Origin of the sequence: Flavihumibacter sp. UBA7668 (genome assembly GCF_002483205.1) — a bacterium.
GTDB lineage: Bacteria > Bacteroidota > Bacteroidia > Chitinophagales > Chitinophagaceae > Flavihumibacter.
On sequence record NZ_DLHM01000001.1, the window covers coordinates 563,176 to 579,008 of the forward strand.

Sequence of the window (15,833 nt, forward strand, 5' to 3'; positions counted from 1 at the left end):
GTGGCACCCGACCGGTGGAGTTAAGGGAGTTTGGGTGAGAAGGCGGTTATGAAGCGGGGGAAGGCGAGTTGGGAAAGTTGTTCTTTGGAAAGAAGCTGATAACCGGATGCAAGTGTGAGAGGCGCTGTTAGTTCGGCCGTGATGAATCGCCCTATAATGGTCTGGTGCGAAAGCTGTTGTTTTACTTCGGCAGAAACGCTTATTTGTCTGACTTTAACGTTACCCAATTCTTTCTTCAATAGTATCAGAAAGGTTCTGGCCTCATCGTTCTGTGGTTCAGTAGTTTCAACCAGGACCCATTCATGCAGATCCTGCCAGATATCATTGCCCTGTCGCTGGCGCACATAATACGCTCCTTTCCAGGTAAGCCTGAAATAGTAGAAATAGCGTGTACGCCGTTTAATGGATTTCTCTTTTACCGGAAGATCTGCCACCATACCAAGTTTAAATGCCTCACAATCCGCTTTTTGAATGCAGGAATCACAAAGCGGAAGCTGCGGCTTGCAAATCACTGCACCAAAATCCATAATAGCCTGATTGTATGTGCCCGGAGCAGTATCAGGCAGCAGGGCATCAGCAAGTAATGCATACAATTTTTTCCCGGAAAGACTGTCGATTGGGGTATTAATCCCAAAATAGCGGGATAATACTCTGAACACATTGCCATCCAATACGGCCTTCGGTTCCTGAAAGGCAAAAGAAGCGATGGCTGCAGCGGTATATGGACCAACTCCCTTAAGCTGTAACAGATCGCTGTAATTGTCCGGAAAATGACCATTATTCTCAAAAGCAACCCATCGGGCAGTAGCCAGGAGGTTCCTGCATCGGCTATAATAGCCTAATCCTTCCCAGAACTTGAAAACTTCGCTGTCTTCAGCCAGAGCGAGATCTCGAACCCCGGGAAAGCGCTGGATAAATCGCTCATAATAGGCGAGTCCTTGCTCCACGCGGGTTTGCTGCAAAATAATTTCGCTCAGCCAAATCCTATAGGGGTCTGATTCACCTTTCCAGGGCATCTGGCGGGTATTGCTTTGCTGGTTCCAGTCCAGCAGGTTTTTGGTAAACTCGGGCAGGTTCTTCACAATGTTGGAAAAATATTTCAATTTAATTCAAAATCAATAAATTGCATAAGAGTTGCACGGATTAGAAGTTTATTTTATATTAACAAAACAAAACCGCATTGTTGTGGAATCCGGGTTAACTGGCCAGCATTCCGCCACTTGACAAAAGATTCAAAACAGGTGTAATTATGAGAAAGGCCGACCTCATCAATCAAATTGCAGAAAAAACCGGCATCCCCAAGGTGGATGTGCTGGTAACCCTGGAAGCAATGTTCAAAGAGGTGAAGGATGTGTTGTCGCAGGGAGAGAACATTTACATTCGGGGGTTTGGCAGCTTTATTACCAAAAAAAGAGCTGCTAAAATCGGGCGTAACATCAAGAAAAATGTTGCGGTAGAAATTCCCGAGCATTTTATTCCCGCCTTCAAACCTGCCAAGGAATTTGTGCAGGAGGTTAAAAAACTTAAAACTGTTAAGGAAGGACAGCCAAACCCCGACGAAGAAATGTAATTTTGCTGCCTTAATCACACGAATTGAAAAAGCAGCAATTTATTGTAGTTGGTGGAGGGGTGGTGCTATTGGCAGCGCTTCTTCTGTTTGGCAATATGACTCCGCCGGTGAAAACCAAGGCCGGAGCTATTGCCTCTATTCCATCGGAAGCATTTGATATCCAAACTGTTATTAAAGGTGCTACGGCTAATCTAACAGAAAGTCAGCAAACTTATGTAAATGGCCTGTCTGAAGCGGTGGTCAGAGGGGATGTTAAAGAACAGAAAATTAGGAATTTCCGTCAGCTTGCCAGCTTCTGGAGTGATTCAGCCAGGGCCTTTATTCCCTTTGCATATTATACAGCTGAAGCAGCTAAGTTGGAAAATTCTGAAAAAAGTCTCACCTTTGCAGCCCGAATCTTGCTGGATAACCTCCGTGGGGTAGATCAACCGGGCTTAAAATCCTGGCTGGCCAGCGAGTCGAAAGAGTTATTTGAAAAGGCAATTGTGTTGAATCCAACGAGTGATTCGTTGCAGGTTGGACTGGGAAGTACCTATATTTTTGGAGCTTCAGCAGAGAATCCGCAGGCGGTGATGCAGGGAATTCAGAAAATTCTGGAAGTGAGCAGGAAAGATTCAACCAATTTGTATGCGCAGAAAATGTTGGGAATTGGCGGTATCGTATCCGGCCAGTACGACAAGGCGGTAGAACGTCTGGAAAAAGTTGTACAGGCTGAACCACATGATCTGGAAGTATTGCTGATGCTGGCGGAAGGTTATGAGCGGAAGGGTGATAAAGCAAAAGCGACAGAATGGTATCAGCATGCGGCTGAACATATTCAGAATCCTGCTTTAAAAGCAGAACTGGAGAAACGCATACAGCAATTGAAATAGTTTGAATTGTTAACATTGTAAATAGTACTGAAGATGCCTTGTGGTAAAAAAAGAAAGCGTCATAAGATTGCGACGCACAAACGGAAAAAAAGATTGAGAAAGAATCGTCATAAGAAGAAGAAATAATTTCCTTCTTTCAATGCCTCTATGTAAAGCCGGAATAAACTAATTTGTTCCGGCTTTATTCCCTTTCAGCTGTTCGTTTTACGTGGTTGTAGGTGATTATTGCAAATTCTTTACAACCATCGTTACTATCAACCTCAGCTGAGTTCCTTTTGGTGAGATTGGACTGACGTTAAAAGATTACTCGCTTGAACAAGGAATTAATTATCAACTCAGCACCACAGGGTGTTGAGATAGCTCTCCTGGAAGACAAAAAACTGGTAGAACTGCACAATGAAAAAGCAGATGCCAGTTTTGCTGTCGGGGATTTATATTTAGGAAAGGTACGTAAACTCATACCTGGTTTGAATGCTGCATTTGTAGATGTAGGATTCGAAAAGGATGCTTTTTTGCATTATACCGATCTAAGTCCCTATGCCAAATCCCTCCTCAAATTTACCCAGCAGTCAATTGGTGATACCAATGGCAGTTTCGATTTCGGCAAGTTCGAAGTGGAAGCTGAAATTGTAAAGACCGGTAAGATCAATGAAGTATTGGGTGGTAAACCTAATGTATTGGTTCAGATTCTGAAAGAACCGATTGCTGCCAAGGGCCCGAGGCTCAGTTGCGAAATTTCCCTGCCTGGAAGATTTGTCGTTATCACTCCATTCAATGATGTGGTAGCCGTTTCACGGAAAATCCATTCAGCGGATGAGCGTAAACGCCTTCAGAAAATCATTGAAGCGATTAAACCTAAAAACTTTGGGGTTATCGTTCGTACAGCGGCAGAAGGCAAGAATACGGCTGAACTACATGAGGATTTACTGGCGTTGGTAGAAACATGGAAAGCTATCCAGCATAACCTGAAGAGTGCCGTTGCACCAGCAAAAATCCTGAGTGAGCAAACCAAAACAACCAGTATGTTGCGGGATTTGCTCAACGAGGATTTCAACCGGATCGTAGTAAATGATCGGAACCTATACAACGATACCAAAACCTATATTCAGCGGATTGCCCCGGATAAGGCGGATATTGTTTCTTTTTACCATAATGGTTCTCCGATTTTTGATCAGTATGGAGTAACCAAACAGGTTAAAGCTGCTTTTGGAAAAACGGTAAACCTTCCCAGTGGCGCCTACCTGATTATTGAACATACAGAAGCACTTCATGTCATTGACGTGAATAGTGGATATAAAAGTGTGAGCAATAACCAGGAACAGAATGCCCTGGAAACTAATATGGAAGCCGCAGAAGAAATTGCCCGTCAATTAAGGCTGCGCGACCTGGGTGGAATCATCGTAGTCGACTTCATCGATATGAAGTTGCCGGAGAACAAGAAGAAACTGATGGATGCCATGGAAAGCATGATGAAGCCAGACAGGGCCAAACATGCGGTACTTCCGATTTCCAAATTTGGATTGATGCAGATTACCCGGCAGAGAATGAAGCCGGAGCTGAACATCAATACAATGGAAGTTTGTCCAAGTTGCAATGGAACCGGCAAAATTTCATCCTCACTGGTACTGGAAGACGAAATAGAAAAGAACCTGAATTACCTGATTACCCACAAACACAGCAACCTTACGCTGGCGGTTCATCCGATAATGTATGCCTATTTGACCAAGGGGTGGATTTTCAGCAAGTTCTGGAAATGGAAGCGCCATTTCAAACAAAATATTAAATTACAGTCCAATACCAATTATCACCTCACGGAGTTTCACTTTTATGATGACCATGAGGAAGAAATAAAATTGTAAACTGCCAATCTCCCTACTACATAATTTAAAAGGGTCACCCATTACTAAGTGACCCTTTTACCATTTCAATTTAAGGTATGCTTAATACCCTGCATTCTGTACTAGAATTCCTTTAGCGGCATCCACCTCCCTTTGTGGAATCGGCAATACCATTTTAGGATCATTGAATGTAAAACCGTCAGCTGAACGCTTCAGACGTTTTAAATCATGTAAACCATGACCTTCATGCGCCAATTCCAGTTTTCTTTCCGCCAGGATAATATCAAGAGTAAGAGTACCTAGAGTGGTTAATCCTGCACGTGCCCGAATGGGAGTAATATCCTGAACTGGAGTTGCACCAACACTTGTACCCAATCTGAAATTAGTCTCTGCTCTTGTCAGATAAAGCTCAGACAGACGGATTATTGGCAGGTTCCGATACTGGAATTTCCATTTCCCGCTTCTGATTGTTTCCGCATCATCTTCATAGAACAAACTGACACGGTTATCATCTTCGTCGTACAGATTCAGGTGTTTTGAAAGAATGGCAACATCACCATCCCTTCCGCCGAATTCAGGAATTGACCAGAAAAGATGCATATCGTTTGCGCCATCATTCGCACTTACCTGGATAGCGAAAATATCTTCAGAAGAATTTGAAGAATTGTTAAACAGCGTGGCATAGTTTCCAGCCAATTGAAATCCCATTTCTTCTGCAAGATTAATTGCAGTATTCGCCTGGTCACGTGCACCCTGATAATTTTCCATCTGCAGGTATACTCTTGATAGTTGTGCAGCTGCGGCGGCAGCGTTGGCATATTCGTCGTTATAGCCAACAGGAGTGAGGAGCGACTGGCTTTCAGTAAGATCAGCAATCACCTGGGTATAAACTTCCTCTATAGTATTCCTCGGGCGGGCTGCACTTACGTTATCAGTTCTGGTTGGATCAAGGACCAGAGGAACTCCGGGAGTTGAACCCGCATTTCCCGCAGCGTATGGCTGGGCAAAGAACTTGACCAGTTCAAAGAACATGGAGCCCCGTATAAACAAAGCCTCGCCTTTTACCCGGTCACGATCATCTTCATTAACAACATCCAAGGCACTTAAGATATTATTCGCGGCGTTAATTGCCTGGTAAGCATCCAGCCAGCTGTCCCGAACATACGCATTGGTGGTCAGGATATCTTTTCTCCAGATTTCCCGTGGCTGATTGAAAGTACCTTCCCAGCGCAGCTCGCCATCAGAAGCCATTAATTCAGAATAAAGGAAAAGATCTCCGCCATATACGGAACTGCTACTAACCATATCATACGCACCATTCAACAGGTTTTTTACTCCCTGGTCCGTACTCAGTACCACGTCCTCTTCGATGCTTTGAGTGGGCAGTAAATCCAGTTTTTTTCCGCAGGATCCTGCCATAAGAATGGCTGCAGAAATTATAATTATATTTTTTTTCATGTTTCTCTGTGTTTTCAGTTAAAAGCCAACGTTCAGGCCAAATGTTAGAGATTTGATTTGAGGCGCAGCATAAAAATCTGAACCCTGGTTCCTGTTTCCTGCACGGTAATCTGTGTTTACTTCCGGATCCCATCCGGAGTAGTTGGTGAAGGTGAACAGGTTCACACCAGTAATATAGAATCTGGCTGAACGCATTTTCAATTTACCGGTAACTTTTGCCGGAATATTGTAAGCAAGGGTTACGTTTTTAACACGAACATAGGATGCGTCTTCAACATAACGACTGGATGCTCCGATACCATTACCATATCCCAGGCGCAATTGTGGTATATTGGTGATATCACCAGGCTTCTGCCAACGTTTAAGCTGGTCGCTGGTTTGGTTATCAAACCAGTCGAAACTTGCCGACATAAATCCACCAGCACCATTCATTACCTGGTTTCCAAAAACACCCTGCAACAATACACTCAGTTCAAAGCCCTTGAATGATACTGTATTGTTCAAACCTGCAATGATATCCGGATTGGGGTTTCCAACCACAAAGCTATGCGCATCGTTAATATCATTGGTAGTTGATTTGCCATCCTCCAGATAATATAATGCATCACCATTCTGAGGATCTGCTCCTGCGAATTTGGGGCCATAGAACACACCTATTGATTCTCCTACTATTAGAGAGTTCATGTAACGCCCATCGTTACCGGGAATTATAGTCTGATCACCATCCAGCTTAGTCACTTTGTTTTTATTGAATGACATATTCAAACTGGTATTCCATGTAAAATTCTTACGTGCAACATTGGTTGAATTCAAAACGAACTCAAACCCTTTGTTCTGCATAGAACCAACGTTTACAGTCTGACTGGTGAAACCTGTGGTACCCTGAACAGGTACTAAATATATCAAATCACGCGTGCTGCGAACGTAGTAATCAACTTCACCAGAAATACGGTTATTAAATAATCCGAAATCAAATCCGATATCGGTTTGATCAGACTTTTCCCATTTCAAGTTCTCATTAGACAATTGTTGGGAAATAAGTGCGGCAGAATTATTGTATTTAGCACCGCCATACAAGCTAAGATGTGAGAAGTTACCAAACCCATCTGCATTTCCGGTAAGTCCCCAGGAAGCACGAAGCTTAAGGAAACTTAATACATCAGAATTGGAAAGAAATGATTCTTCCGATAAGATCCATCCTGCAGAAACTGCCGGAAAGAAACCATACCTGTTCTCAGTACCAAAACGGGATGATCCGTCCACACGGCCGCTCAGTGAAACCAGGTACCTGTCGTTCAGTTTATAGTTTACACGTGCGAAGTACGAAAGAATGGAAGAAGCATCAAAAGAGGAAGTTCCTCCCGTAATCCGACCCGCACTAGCCAAACGGCTTAAGTCACTTGAAGGAAAATCTTCACCATAAACCTGGGAGAAGTCGGCTTTATACTTCTGATAAGACATACCAAGAGTTGCATCCAAATCATGTTTGTCTTTGATCAGTTTGCGATAGTTAAAGTAATTATTGGTATTATAGTTCAACATTCTGTACCAGTCCACCTGACCATAACCGTTAGTACCTTCTCCCACGATGGTTCTGCTTCCATTGTAGCGGTCTTCATTCTGCGTCTGGACATCTAATCCGAATTCAGACCGGAAGATTAATCCGTTCATTAGTTTATAAGCAAGATAAGCACTACCCAGGTTACGATAGGTCGTAGCAATGAGGCGGGAGTCTTCCAGTTCTATGAGTGGGTTATAATAAGTTGTAACCGGCCGATCGTAAAGATTACCATCCAAATCTCTTACGGGAGTTACAGGAGAAAGTGCGACCATCTGCATGGGTGTATAAAACTCGTTGTCATCTGCCACCCTTTTGGCTACTGTCCTGGACAAGCCAAAGTTCACTCCAACTTTCAATCTTTCAGTAGCATCGTGCTCCAGGTTTAAACGGCTTGAAATCCGCTGAAAATTATTACCTACCAAGATACCATCCTGATCGCTCAATCCACCACTCAGGAAGAAGCGTGTTTTGTCGGTACCACCAGAAAAATTTACATCAACCAGGCGGGTTCTTGCATCATTCTGGTAAGCCTGTTTTTCCCAATCAGTGTTTGTTTCAAGCTCTCTCCAGTTGGAATGACCGGAATAACGGGTTAGTCTTCCTTCTGCAAATTGCAGCCAGGAACCTGAATACTGGGACGGATCCAGCGGATCAATGCCTTCAATATTATCACTATTGATAGCAGCTTCCCTTAACAGGTCAATGTATTGGCGGGCATTCAGGAAACTACGATGGCCAGTTGGTTTATTACTACCGTACTGTACGTTAACATTTACAGTTGATTTACCGGATTTGCCCCGTTTGGTGGTAATGAGCACAACACCATTTGCTGCACGGGATCCATAGATGGCTGCAGCAGAAGCGTCTTTAAGAATATCAAAGGATTCTACATCGTTGAAATTCAGGTCAGCCAGTGCATTTCCTGCAATCGAAGAAGAGTTGATGGGAACACCATCTACAACATACAACGGTTCATTTGAAGCGCTGATAGAACCGGCACCACGGATTCTAACTTTAACTCCTTCACCAACCTTACCACTCTGGGATTCTACGAATACACCAGAAGCGCGGCCCTGCAGAGCCTGGTTAAAGTTTACAACAGGTGTGTTAGCAACTTCATCACCTTTAATACGGGCGATTGAACCTGTAAGGTCTTTTTTAATTTTCGTTCCATACCCCACAACTACAACTTCCGAAAGAGAGGCATCAGAAGTTGATAACTGAACAACTACATTGTCTGTAATCGCTACTTCCCTGTTTCCATATCCAACAGAAGAAATAACCAGCGTAGTTCCATTAGCCGGAACTCTCAAACTAAACTGTCCATTTTCATTTGTTAATGCATTAATGGAAGTTCCTTTAACAGTTACTGTGGCCCCGATTAATGGAGAACCATCTTTCTGATCTGTAATTTTTCCGGTGATTTGTCGGTCCTGCGCCTGCACTGTAAGCGCAGTAAAGAGGAGCAGGATACCCCAGATCCAACCGGATAGGTTTTTTGTTGCAGCCATATTCACGTGTGTTAGTTTTGCCAAATATATTGGCGGTTAAGAGAATGTTAAACTAAAATAACGGAGTTTTTTAAAGTTTTTATTGGAATTTTAAAAGAACAACCCTGCAAAATTCAGATTTTTTGTTAATAAAAAATCAAATTCTCCATATCTAGACAGTTTCGATTACCATTCCGCTGTTTGATTTTCTTTTTTCATCTTATATATCTTTAATATGCAATTTATTAACATATTAATTACTTAACACAATATTGCATTGTTTAAACTAAAAAATTTGTATTTTTTTCGTATATTTTTTATTACTATTCAATCTCCGCATAAAAAAAGCTGATCCAGTTGCCCGAATCAGCTTTTAATTTTAGCGTGATGAGATTAGTCTCTCCTACTCATATATATTAGAATATACTGTATCAAAGTAACCAACGAAGCAATGGCTGCAACAACATAAGTCATAGCCGCCCATTTCAAGGCATCTTTAGCCTGTGGTTGCTCTTCAGCAGTTGTAATATTGGTCCGTTCCAGCCAGGCCAGCGCCCGATTACTGGCATCAAACTCAACCGGCAGCGTAATGAGCGAAAACAGGGTAGTTACCCCAAAAAGAATAATTCCTCCCAGTAACAGGCTTGGAAAGGTATTAATCAGAAGTATTCCTGCCAGCAATACCCACTGAACCAGCGTTGAACTGACCTGAACAGCCGGAACCAGCTTCGATCGCAGGGTCAGCCAGGGATATGCCGTTGCATGTTGCACCGCATGTCCACATTCATGCGCTGCCACTGCAGCCGCAGCCACATTCCGCCCTTCAAATATATCCGGACTCAATGCAATTGTTTTTGTTACCGGGTTATAATGGTCAGAAAGAAAGCCTTGCGACATGGTTACCTGCACATCATATATGCCATTTTCCTTTAACATACGAACGGCAACCTCCTGCCCGGACAATCCAGACCTTAACTGCGTCTGAGAATACTTCTTTATTTTGCTCTTCAACATATAAGAAACCAACATACTGATTACCACAAAAAAAATTGAAACAAACATGATTGACGGTGTCATAAAATTCCCATTTAGTCGGTTTATTAGTCTATCAAATCAATGTCCAATTTACCCAAATAAAGTGAAATCGGTTGTTTTTTAACGATTGAGCAGACGTTTTGTCATCCCCATAAAAACACCCGTTTTTAACCTGACAATTTTACCTGTTCATTTTTTCTGAAGGTTTTATGGTAAATATACAAAACAATGAATATCAATTAATTAACTATGCCATTAAGCGCAAAAATGCTTGTATTTCGGGGGGCTAAAAGTTATTCACAGGGCCAAAAATTTATTTTGAAATGTGCCCCTTATTCGTAATTTAGTGCAAGAATTTAATGGGTTAGTAAGTAAAGGGTCAGCAGAAATGCTGGCCTTTTTACTTTTAAGAAACGCACAATTTTATCAACTCCTGTTAAATCAGATTTGCAAAATATTCTACACCACATTTCAACTTCACTTTATCATAGTTTGCATCCATATCCTTCTTTCACTTTTCACCATTCACCATTCACTTCTTTATCATGGCTAAATCCAAATCAGCTTTTTTTTGTCAACAATGTGGATATGAAAGTACCAAGTGGTTAGGAAAATGTCCGGCTTGCCAACAATGGAACACATTCGTTGAAGAAATAAAACAAAAAGAAACCGTAACATCTTCAGCAGCCTGGCAAGTTGGTTCAACTGCAATCAAAGCAACTGCAACCCGTTTGCAGGACGTACCAATCACAAAAGAAGTTAGAATGACAACCCCTGATCCGGAATTAAACCGTGTATTAGGTGGAGGCATTGTAAGTGGCAGTATTGTTTTGGTTGCCGGAGAACCCGGAATTGGAAAGTCAACTTTGTTTCTTCAAATTGGCTTGCAATTAAACACAGTGAAAGTTTTATATGTCAGCGGAGAAGAAAGCGAACAACAGATCCGAATGCGCGCTGCGCGACTTCCTTTCACGAATGATAACTTTTATTTGCTAACAGCAACCAATACCCAACAGATCTTTCAGGAAATTAAACAACTGCAACCGGAACTCGTAATTATTGATTCCATTCAAACACTCTATACACCAAGTATTGAATCTTCGCCAGGCAGCGTATCCCAGATAAGAGAAACCGCAGCTGAATGGCAACGCTTCGCTAAAGAATCCAATACGCCGGTTTTCTTAATCGGTCATATAACAAAAGATGGCGCCATAGCCGGACCCAAGATCCTCGAACATATGGTGGATACCGTGCTGCAGTTTGAAGGTGACCGTCATTATGCTTACCGGATTTTAAGAACACTTAAAAACCGATTCGGCAGTACATCCGAACTTGGTATCTATGAAATGAGCTCAAGCGGAATGAAAGGTGTACTCAATCCAAGTGATATCCTACTCTCCCATTCAGGTGAACAACTGAGTGGGATCGCCATTGCTGCTGCCATAGAAGGTATGCGTCCCTTTTTGATTGAAGTACAGGCACTCGTTACACCATCAGTTTATGGTACACCCCAACGTACCGTAAGTGGTTTTGATTTAAGACGTCTTCAATTATTACTGGCCGTGCTCGAAAAACGGGGAGGCTTTCAATTCGGAAGCAAAGATGTATTTCTGAATATTGCAGGTGGATTAAAAGTAGAAGACCCTGCTATCGACCTGGCTGTACTATGTGCCTTATTAAGCTCTTTCACCGATATCCCAATTCCTTCCCATACCTGTTTTGCAGGAGAAGTTGGATTAAGTGGTGAAATCAGATCAGTCAATCGGGTTGAACAACGAATTTCGGAAGCCGAAAAACTGGGATTGGAAAAAATTCTTGTCTCCCGTTTCGGCCAGAAAGGAACCAGTTTCCCTACCGCAAATATTGAAATTCTTCCTCTTGCAAGAGTGGAAGACGTTTATCAACTGTTGTTTTCCTGATGAAAGAAACCGTTAATTCGCGCTTGACAAGGACGATCAACGGATCTAATTTTGGCTTATGCCTGATTCAATTATTGAGATCCTTTCATCTCTCCTGTTTCCGCATACATGTGCAGCATGCGGCACCAATCAGCTGCTTGCTGAAAATGGAATCTGTACAGCCTGCCTATGGACAATTCCATCTACCGGATTTTTAGAGGTTCCTGAAAATGAAGTCGATGCCATTTTCCGTGGCAGATTACAGGTTGAACATGCAGCTGCAGCCACTTATTTTACCCGTCAGAGTATTGTGCAATCTATCCTGCATCAATTGAAATATTCGTATAGAAAAGAACTGGGGCTTCAATTGGGTCAGTGGATGGGGCATCAACTAAGTACCTGCAACTGGATAAAGGAAATTGATAGCATACTTCCAATGCCACTTCATCCGGAAAGAAAAGCAAAGAGAGGTTATAATCAGGCAGAATTATTATGCGATGGGATTCATCAACAGACAGGCATCGCAATAGAAAGCAACCTTCTTGAACGCACTACAGCTACCCTTTCTCAAACGACTCAACACCGGGCAGAACGCTGGCACAATATGAAAGATGTATTTCAGATTAAACAGCCATCGCTATTGGAAAACAAACATACTTTACTGGTAGATGATGTCGTAACTACCGGCGCAACACTGGAAGCAGTGGGGGAAAAAATTCTGGCAATTCCGGGTACCAAACTCAGTATTTTTTGTTTTGCCTATACCCTGCCTCATTAATATTTCAGGTTTCCTGCATACTGCATTATTTTTGGGACTATGTGGCGTTCCTTATTTGTCCTTATTTCCTGCCTGCTGCTTTTCTCCTGTAAAAAGGACAATTTGCTGACGAGTAAGGATGCACCTATATATATAGGTATTGATACTATTCATTTCGATACCATTTTCACAACTGCGGGCTCTGTTACAAAATCTTTCCGGATTATAAATGAAAACGACCAACGGATCCGTATCTCTTCCATCCGGCTGGCAGGAGCTGATGCAGGAGTTTTCAGGATCAATGTAAATGGCGAACCCGGACCATTGGTACAATCAGTAGATATTGCTGCGGGTGACAGTGCCCATGTTTTTGTAAACCTTCGAATTCCTGAAAATACCGAAGCCCTTCCCTTTTTGGTTCGCGATAGTATTTCCATTCAATGGAATGGGCAGGAAAAATGGATTCAACTGGCTGCTTATGGACAAAATGCTCATTATATCCGGAATGGCTCAATCAGCAACAACACCACCTGGAATAATTCATTGCCTTATGTTATTCTTGGACCGATGGTAGTTGAAGAAAATACGCTACTTCAAATTACTAAAGGAACACGAGTTTATGTACATGCTGACGCTCCCATTATTGTAAATGGCAGTCTCCATATTACTGGTGATACCGCAGCGGCTGATCGGGTGGAATTTTCCGGAGATCGGTTAGATGTCCCTTATTCAGAATTTCCGGCATCCTGGCCCGGGATCTTTTTTACTGCAGTAAGCACATCTAACCATATTCAATATGCGAATTTTAAAAATGCCTACCAGGCAATTGTGGTGGAAGGAAGAGAAACAAGTGGTAATTATAAATTGGAACTCGAACAGGTTCATATAACGAATGCATTTGATGCAGGTTTGCTGGCAATTAACAGTTCTGTTCATGCCAATAACCTGCTGATCAGTAATTGCGGAAAAAATATGCAGATAGCAGGTGGCGGAAAATATGCTTTCAATCATAGTACCCTCGTTGCTGTCTCCAACAACCTGATTCCACATAAAGATCCGGTTGTTCTGATGAGTAATGCAGTTATGGTAAATGGGATTCCCGTGCAGGCATCCCTGCAGGCAGTTTTCCGTAATTGTATTATCTGGGGCGAGGGAGGCACCGTCGAAAATGAAGTACTCGCATTGAAAGAAGGCTCATTTCCGTATGAAATACGTTTTGAATCCGGGATCTGGAAAATGAATGAACCCTATCAACATATGGAGGCCATAAACATGTTAACCAATGAAACCCCCTTGTTTGAACAGGCAGAACCAGGTTCAATAATTTTTAATTTCCGGCTGAAAGAAGGCTCACCTGCTTTGGATAAAGGAATCAATCTGGACTTAGCTATTGATCTGGATGGGAAAAAAAGACCCAAAGGACTACCTGATTTTGGTGCCTATGAAAAACAATAAAACCGGATCTTTGTTAGACTTACAGATAAATAAATTACTATGCTTAAAACATTGCTTCTCTCCATGATAGTTTTTGCAGTAACGGGTATTCATGATTTTAAACTGAAAACCCTGGATGGTAAACCCATGGATATGGCCCAGTTTAAAGGAAAAAAACTCCTGATTGTAAATACTGCATCCAAATGTGGTTATACAAAACAATATGCCGACCTGCAGGAATTGCATGAGAAATATGGATCCAAAATTACCGTAGTGGGCTTTCCGGCCAATAATTTCGGGGGACAGGAACCCGGTTCCAATGATGAAATTGCCAGCTTCTGTAAAAAGAATTTTGGAGTTAGTTTCCCCATGGCAGAAAAAGTGAGTGTTAAAGGTGGCGATATCCACCCGCTTTTCAAATACCTAACGGAAGAAGCCGGAAAAATGGGCATAAAAGACCCGATCAAATGGAATTTCACCAAATTTCTGGTGGATGAAAATGGTAAACTTCTTGAGGTTTTCCCAAGTGGTGTTAAACCAACCGATGAAGCAATTACCAAGTACCTGAATTAGTATATTCGCCGAATGGTATTCGACGAAATAGTAGGACAGGAAGAAACGAAGGAACAATTGCGCGAGATGGTTCAATCCAACCGATTGAGCCATGCGCTACTGGTACTGGGTAAGGATGGTTCAGGGGGATTGCCCCTTGCCCTTGCTTTTGCTCAATATATAGTATGTGAAAAAGTTCAGGCGGCCCTGAACCCAGTTCCGGCTGGTCCGTCTTTGTTTGGTGAAGAAGAGCCGGCAGTAGCGGGCTCCGTACCTCTTTCCTCCTGTGGTGCATGTGCAGCCTGTTCAAAAGCTTCGGCATTTGTACATCCCGATATTCATTTTTCCTATCCGGTTATTCCTAAAAAAAGTGGGGATAAACCGGTTAGTACCGATTATAGCACCCAATGGCGGGAATTCCTTAAGGATCAGCCCTATGGAAGTTTATACGATTGGCTGCAGTTTATACAGGCAGAAAATAAACAAGGAAATATCACTTCAGAAGAATGTAATGAGATAATCAGGAAACTTAGCCTGAAAACTTTTGAAAGCAAGTACAAGGTGCTGGTGATGTGGATGCCGGAAATGCTGGGCAAAGAGGGTAACAAATTGCTTAAACTGATCGAAGAGCCGCCCCCCAATACGCTGTTTTTGCTGGTAGCTGAAAATGAGGCACTTATCTTACCTACCATATTATCCCGATGCCAGCTGGTTCGGATTCCACCACTTACTGACCAGGAAGTGGCGATGGCATTAATTGCGAAAAAAGGGGTAGAAGAAAAACAAGCCCGCCAGATTGCTGCCATTACTGAAGGAAATTTTCGGGAAGCATTGGCAGAACTGAATCATGCGGGAGAAGACTGGCAATTACTGGTAAGAGAATGGTTAAACGCCATCCTGAAGAACGGTCCGGTTTCTCTTGTTAAGTGGATTGAGGAAATCAGTAAACAGGGTCGGGAAAAACAGAAACAGTTTCTGCGTTTCTTTAATCACCTGTTGCAACAGAGTATTCGGATCAATGTACTGGGCGAAAACAGCGAATGGGCCTCCAATTTACCTACGGTTGAGAAAGATTTTATACTGCGTATTAATAAAATGGCAAATTTATCGCAGCAGGAAGCAATAGTAGAAGAGCTCGATAAAGCCGCCTATTATATTGAAAGAAATGCTAATGCGAAAATGCTCTTTCATGCACTTAGTTTGCAATTATTCCATATTTTACGCGATAAGGTGAAGGTACAGCCGTGGTAGTTTTCGCCTATATTTGTAAAAGATAATTAATTCACATTCATTTTATTACATATATATGGGATGCAGTAGTTGTGGAACGGGGAAACCCAATGGTTGCAAAAGTAACGGAGGATGTTC

The 15,833-nt window shown here is 42.4% G+C and carries 12 protein-coding genes; 8 read left to right on the forward strand and 4 right to left on the reverse strand.

The annotated features are described in order from the left end of the window. Positions 1-20 precede the first annotated feature (20 nt). On the reverse strand, positions 21-1,082 hold the full coding sequence (locus B2746_RS02390) for an A/G-specific adenine glycosylase (protein WP_290790637.1): 1,062 nt from the start codon (positions 1,080-1,082) through the stop codon (positions 21-23). A gap of 167 nt (positions 1,083-1,249) precedes the next feature. Here B2746_RS02390 and B2746_RS02395 point away from each other — a divergent pair, with 167 nt between their 5' ends. The 3 genes from B2746_RS02395 to B2746_RS02405 all read left to right on the forward strand — a co-directional run bounded on the left by B2746_RS02395 (position 1,250) and on the right by B2746_RS02405 (position 4,301). After that, entirely contained in the window at positions 1,250-1,570 is a 321-nt protein-coding gene (locus tag B2746_RS02395; RefSeq protein ID WP_039136824.1) for an HU family DNA-binding protein, read from the forward strand. Positions 1,571-1,593: 23 nt separating this feature from the next. Beyond that, a complete protein-coding gene (locus B2746_RS02400) occupies positions 1,594-2,442 on the forward strand; it encodes a tetratricopeptide repeat protein (RefSeq protein WP_290790639.1) in 849 nt (282 codons plus the stop codon). A gap of 311 nt (positions 2,443-2,753) precedes the next feature. Further along, positions 2,754-4,301, forward strand: coding sequence for an Rne/Rng family ribonuclease (locus tag B2746_RS02405; RefSeq protein WP_290790641.1), 1,548 nt, complete (start codon positions 2,754-2,756; stop codon positions 4,299-4,301). 81 nt (positions 4,302-4,382) lie between these two features. On the opposite strand, the gene B2746_RS02410 is transcribed toward B2746_RS02405, so the two are convergent. The 3 genes from B2746_RS02410 to B2746_RS02420 form a co-directional block, all read right to left on the reverse strand. Beyond that, complete coding sequence (locus B2746_RS02410; RefSeq protein WP_290790643.1) at positions 4,383-5,738, reverse strand: RagB/SusD family nutrient uptake outer membrane protein; 1,356 nt, start codon at positions 5,736-5,738, stop codon at positions 4,383-4,385. A gap of 18 nt (positions 5,739-5,756) precedes the next feature. Continuing rightward, entirely contained in the window at positions 5,757-8,810 is a 3,054-nt protein-coding gene (locus tag B2746_RS02415) for a SusC/RagA family TonB-linked outer membrane protein (RefSeq protein WP_290790645.1), read from the reverse strand. Between the two features lie 372 nt (positions 8,811-9,182). Further along, on the reverse strand, positions 9,183-9,866 hold the full coding sequence (locus B2746_RS02420; protein WP_290790647.1) for a zinc metallopeptidase: 684 nt from the start codon (positions 9,864-9,866) through the stop codon (positions 9,183-9,185). Between the two features lie 503 nt (positions 9,867-10,369). Here B2746_RS02420 and radA point away from each other — a divergent pair. The 5 genes from radA to B2746_RS02445 are packed head-to-tail and all read left to right on the forward strand — an operon-like array spanning position 10,370 to position 15,716. Then, positions 10,370-11,743: a DNA repair protein RadA gene (gene radA, locus B2746_RS02425; protein ID WP_290790648.1), complete on the forward strand. Its 1,374-nt coding sequence runs from the start codon at positions 10,370-10,372 to the stop codon at positions 11,741-11,743. Positions 11,744-11,801: 58 nt separating this feature from the next. Next, positions 11,802-12,500 (forward strand): ComF family protein, encoded by a 699-nt coding sequence (locus B2746_RS02430; protein ID WP_290790650.1) that lies wholly within the window; start codon positions 11,802-11,804, stop codon positions 12,498-12,500. A 39-nt stretch (positions 12,501-12,539) separates the two neighbouring features. Then, positions 12,540-13,934, forward strand: a complete 1,395-nt coding sequence (locus B2746_RS02435) for a choice-of-anchor Q domain-containing protein (protein WP_290790652.1) — start codon at positions 12,540-12,542, stop codon at positions 13,932-13,934. A gap of 39 nt (positions 13,935-13,973) precedes the next feature. Further along, positions 13,974-14,486 carry a glutathione peroxidase gene (locus B2746_RS02440; RefSeq protein ID WP_290790654.1) on the forward strand — a complete coding sequence of 171 codons (513 nt, stop codon included), beginning with the start codon at positions 13,974-13,976 and terminating at the stop codon, positions 14,484-14,486. Positions 14,487-14,498: 12 nt separating this feature from the next. Beyond that, positions 14,499-15,716: an ATP-binding protein gene (locus B2746_RS02445; RefSeq protein ID WP_290790656.1), complete on the forward strand. Its 1,218-nt coding sequence runs from the start codon at positions 14,499-14,501 to the stop codon at positions 15,714-15,716. Positions 15,717-15,833 lie beyond the last annotated feature (117 nt).

Excerpts from the sequence above, each read along its gene's own strand:
- B2746_RS02435 (WP_290790652.1), top strand. The coding sequence starts at position 12,540 with ATGTGGCGTTCCTTATTTGTCCTTATTTCCTGCCTGCTGCTTTTCTCC.
- B2746_RS02410 (WP_290790643.1), bottom strand. The coding sequence starts at position 5,738 with ATGAAAAAAAATATAATTATAATTTCTGCAGCCATTCTTATGGCAGGA.
- B2746_RS02415 (WP_290790645.1), bottom strand. The coding sequence starts at position 8,810 with ATGGCTGCAACAAAAAACCTATCCGGTTGGATCTGGGGTATCCTGCTC.
- B2746_RS02445 (WP_290790656.1), top strand. The coding sequence starts at position 14,499 with ATGGTATTCGACGAAATAGTAGGACAGGAAGAAACGAAGGAACAATTG.
- radA (WP_290790648.1), top strand. The coding sequence starts at position 10,370 with ATGGCTAAATCCAAATCAGCTTTTTTTTGTCAACAATGTGGATATGAA.
- B2746_RS02395 (WP_039136824.1), top strand. The coding sequence starts at position 1,250 with ATGAGAAAGGCCGACCTCATCAATCAAATTGCAGAAAAAACCGGCATC.
- B2746_RS02420 (WP_290790647.1), bottom strand. The coding sequence starts at position 9,866 with ATGACACCGTCAATCATGTTTGTTTCAATTTTTTTTGTGGTAATCAGT.
- B2746_RS02440 (WP_290790654.1), top strand. The coding sequence starts at position 13,974 with ATGCTTAAAACATTGCTTCTCTCCATGATAGTTTTTGCAGTAACGGGT.
- B2746_RS02430 (WP_290790650.1), top strand. The coding sequence starts at position 11,802 with ATGCCTGATTCAATTATTGAGATCCTTTCATCTCTCCTGTTTCCGCAT.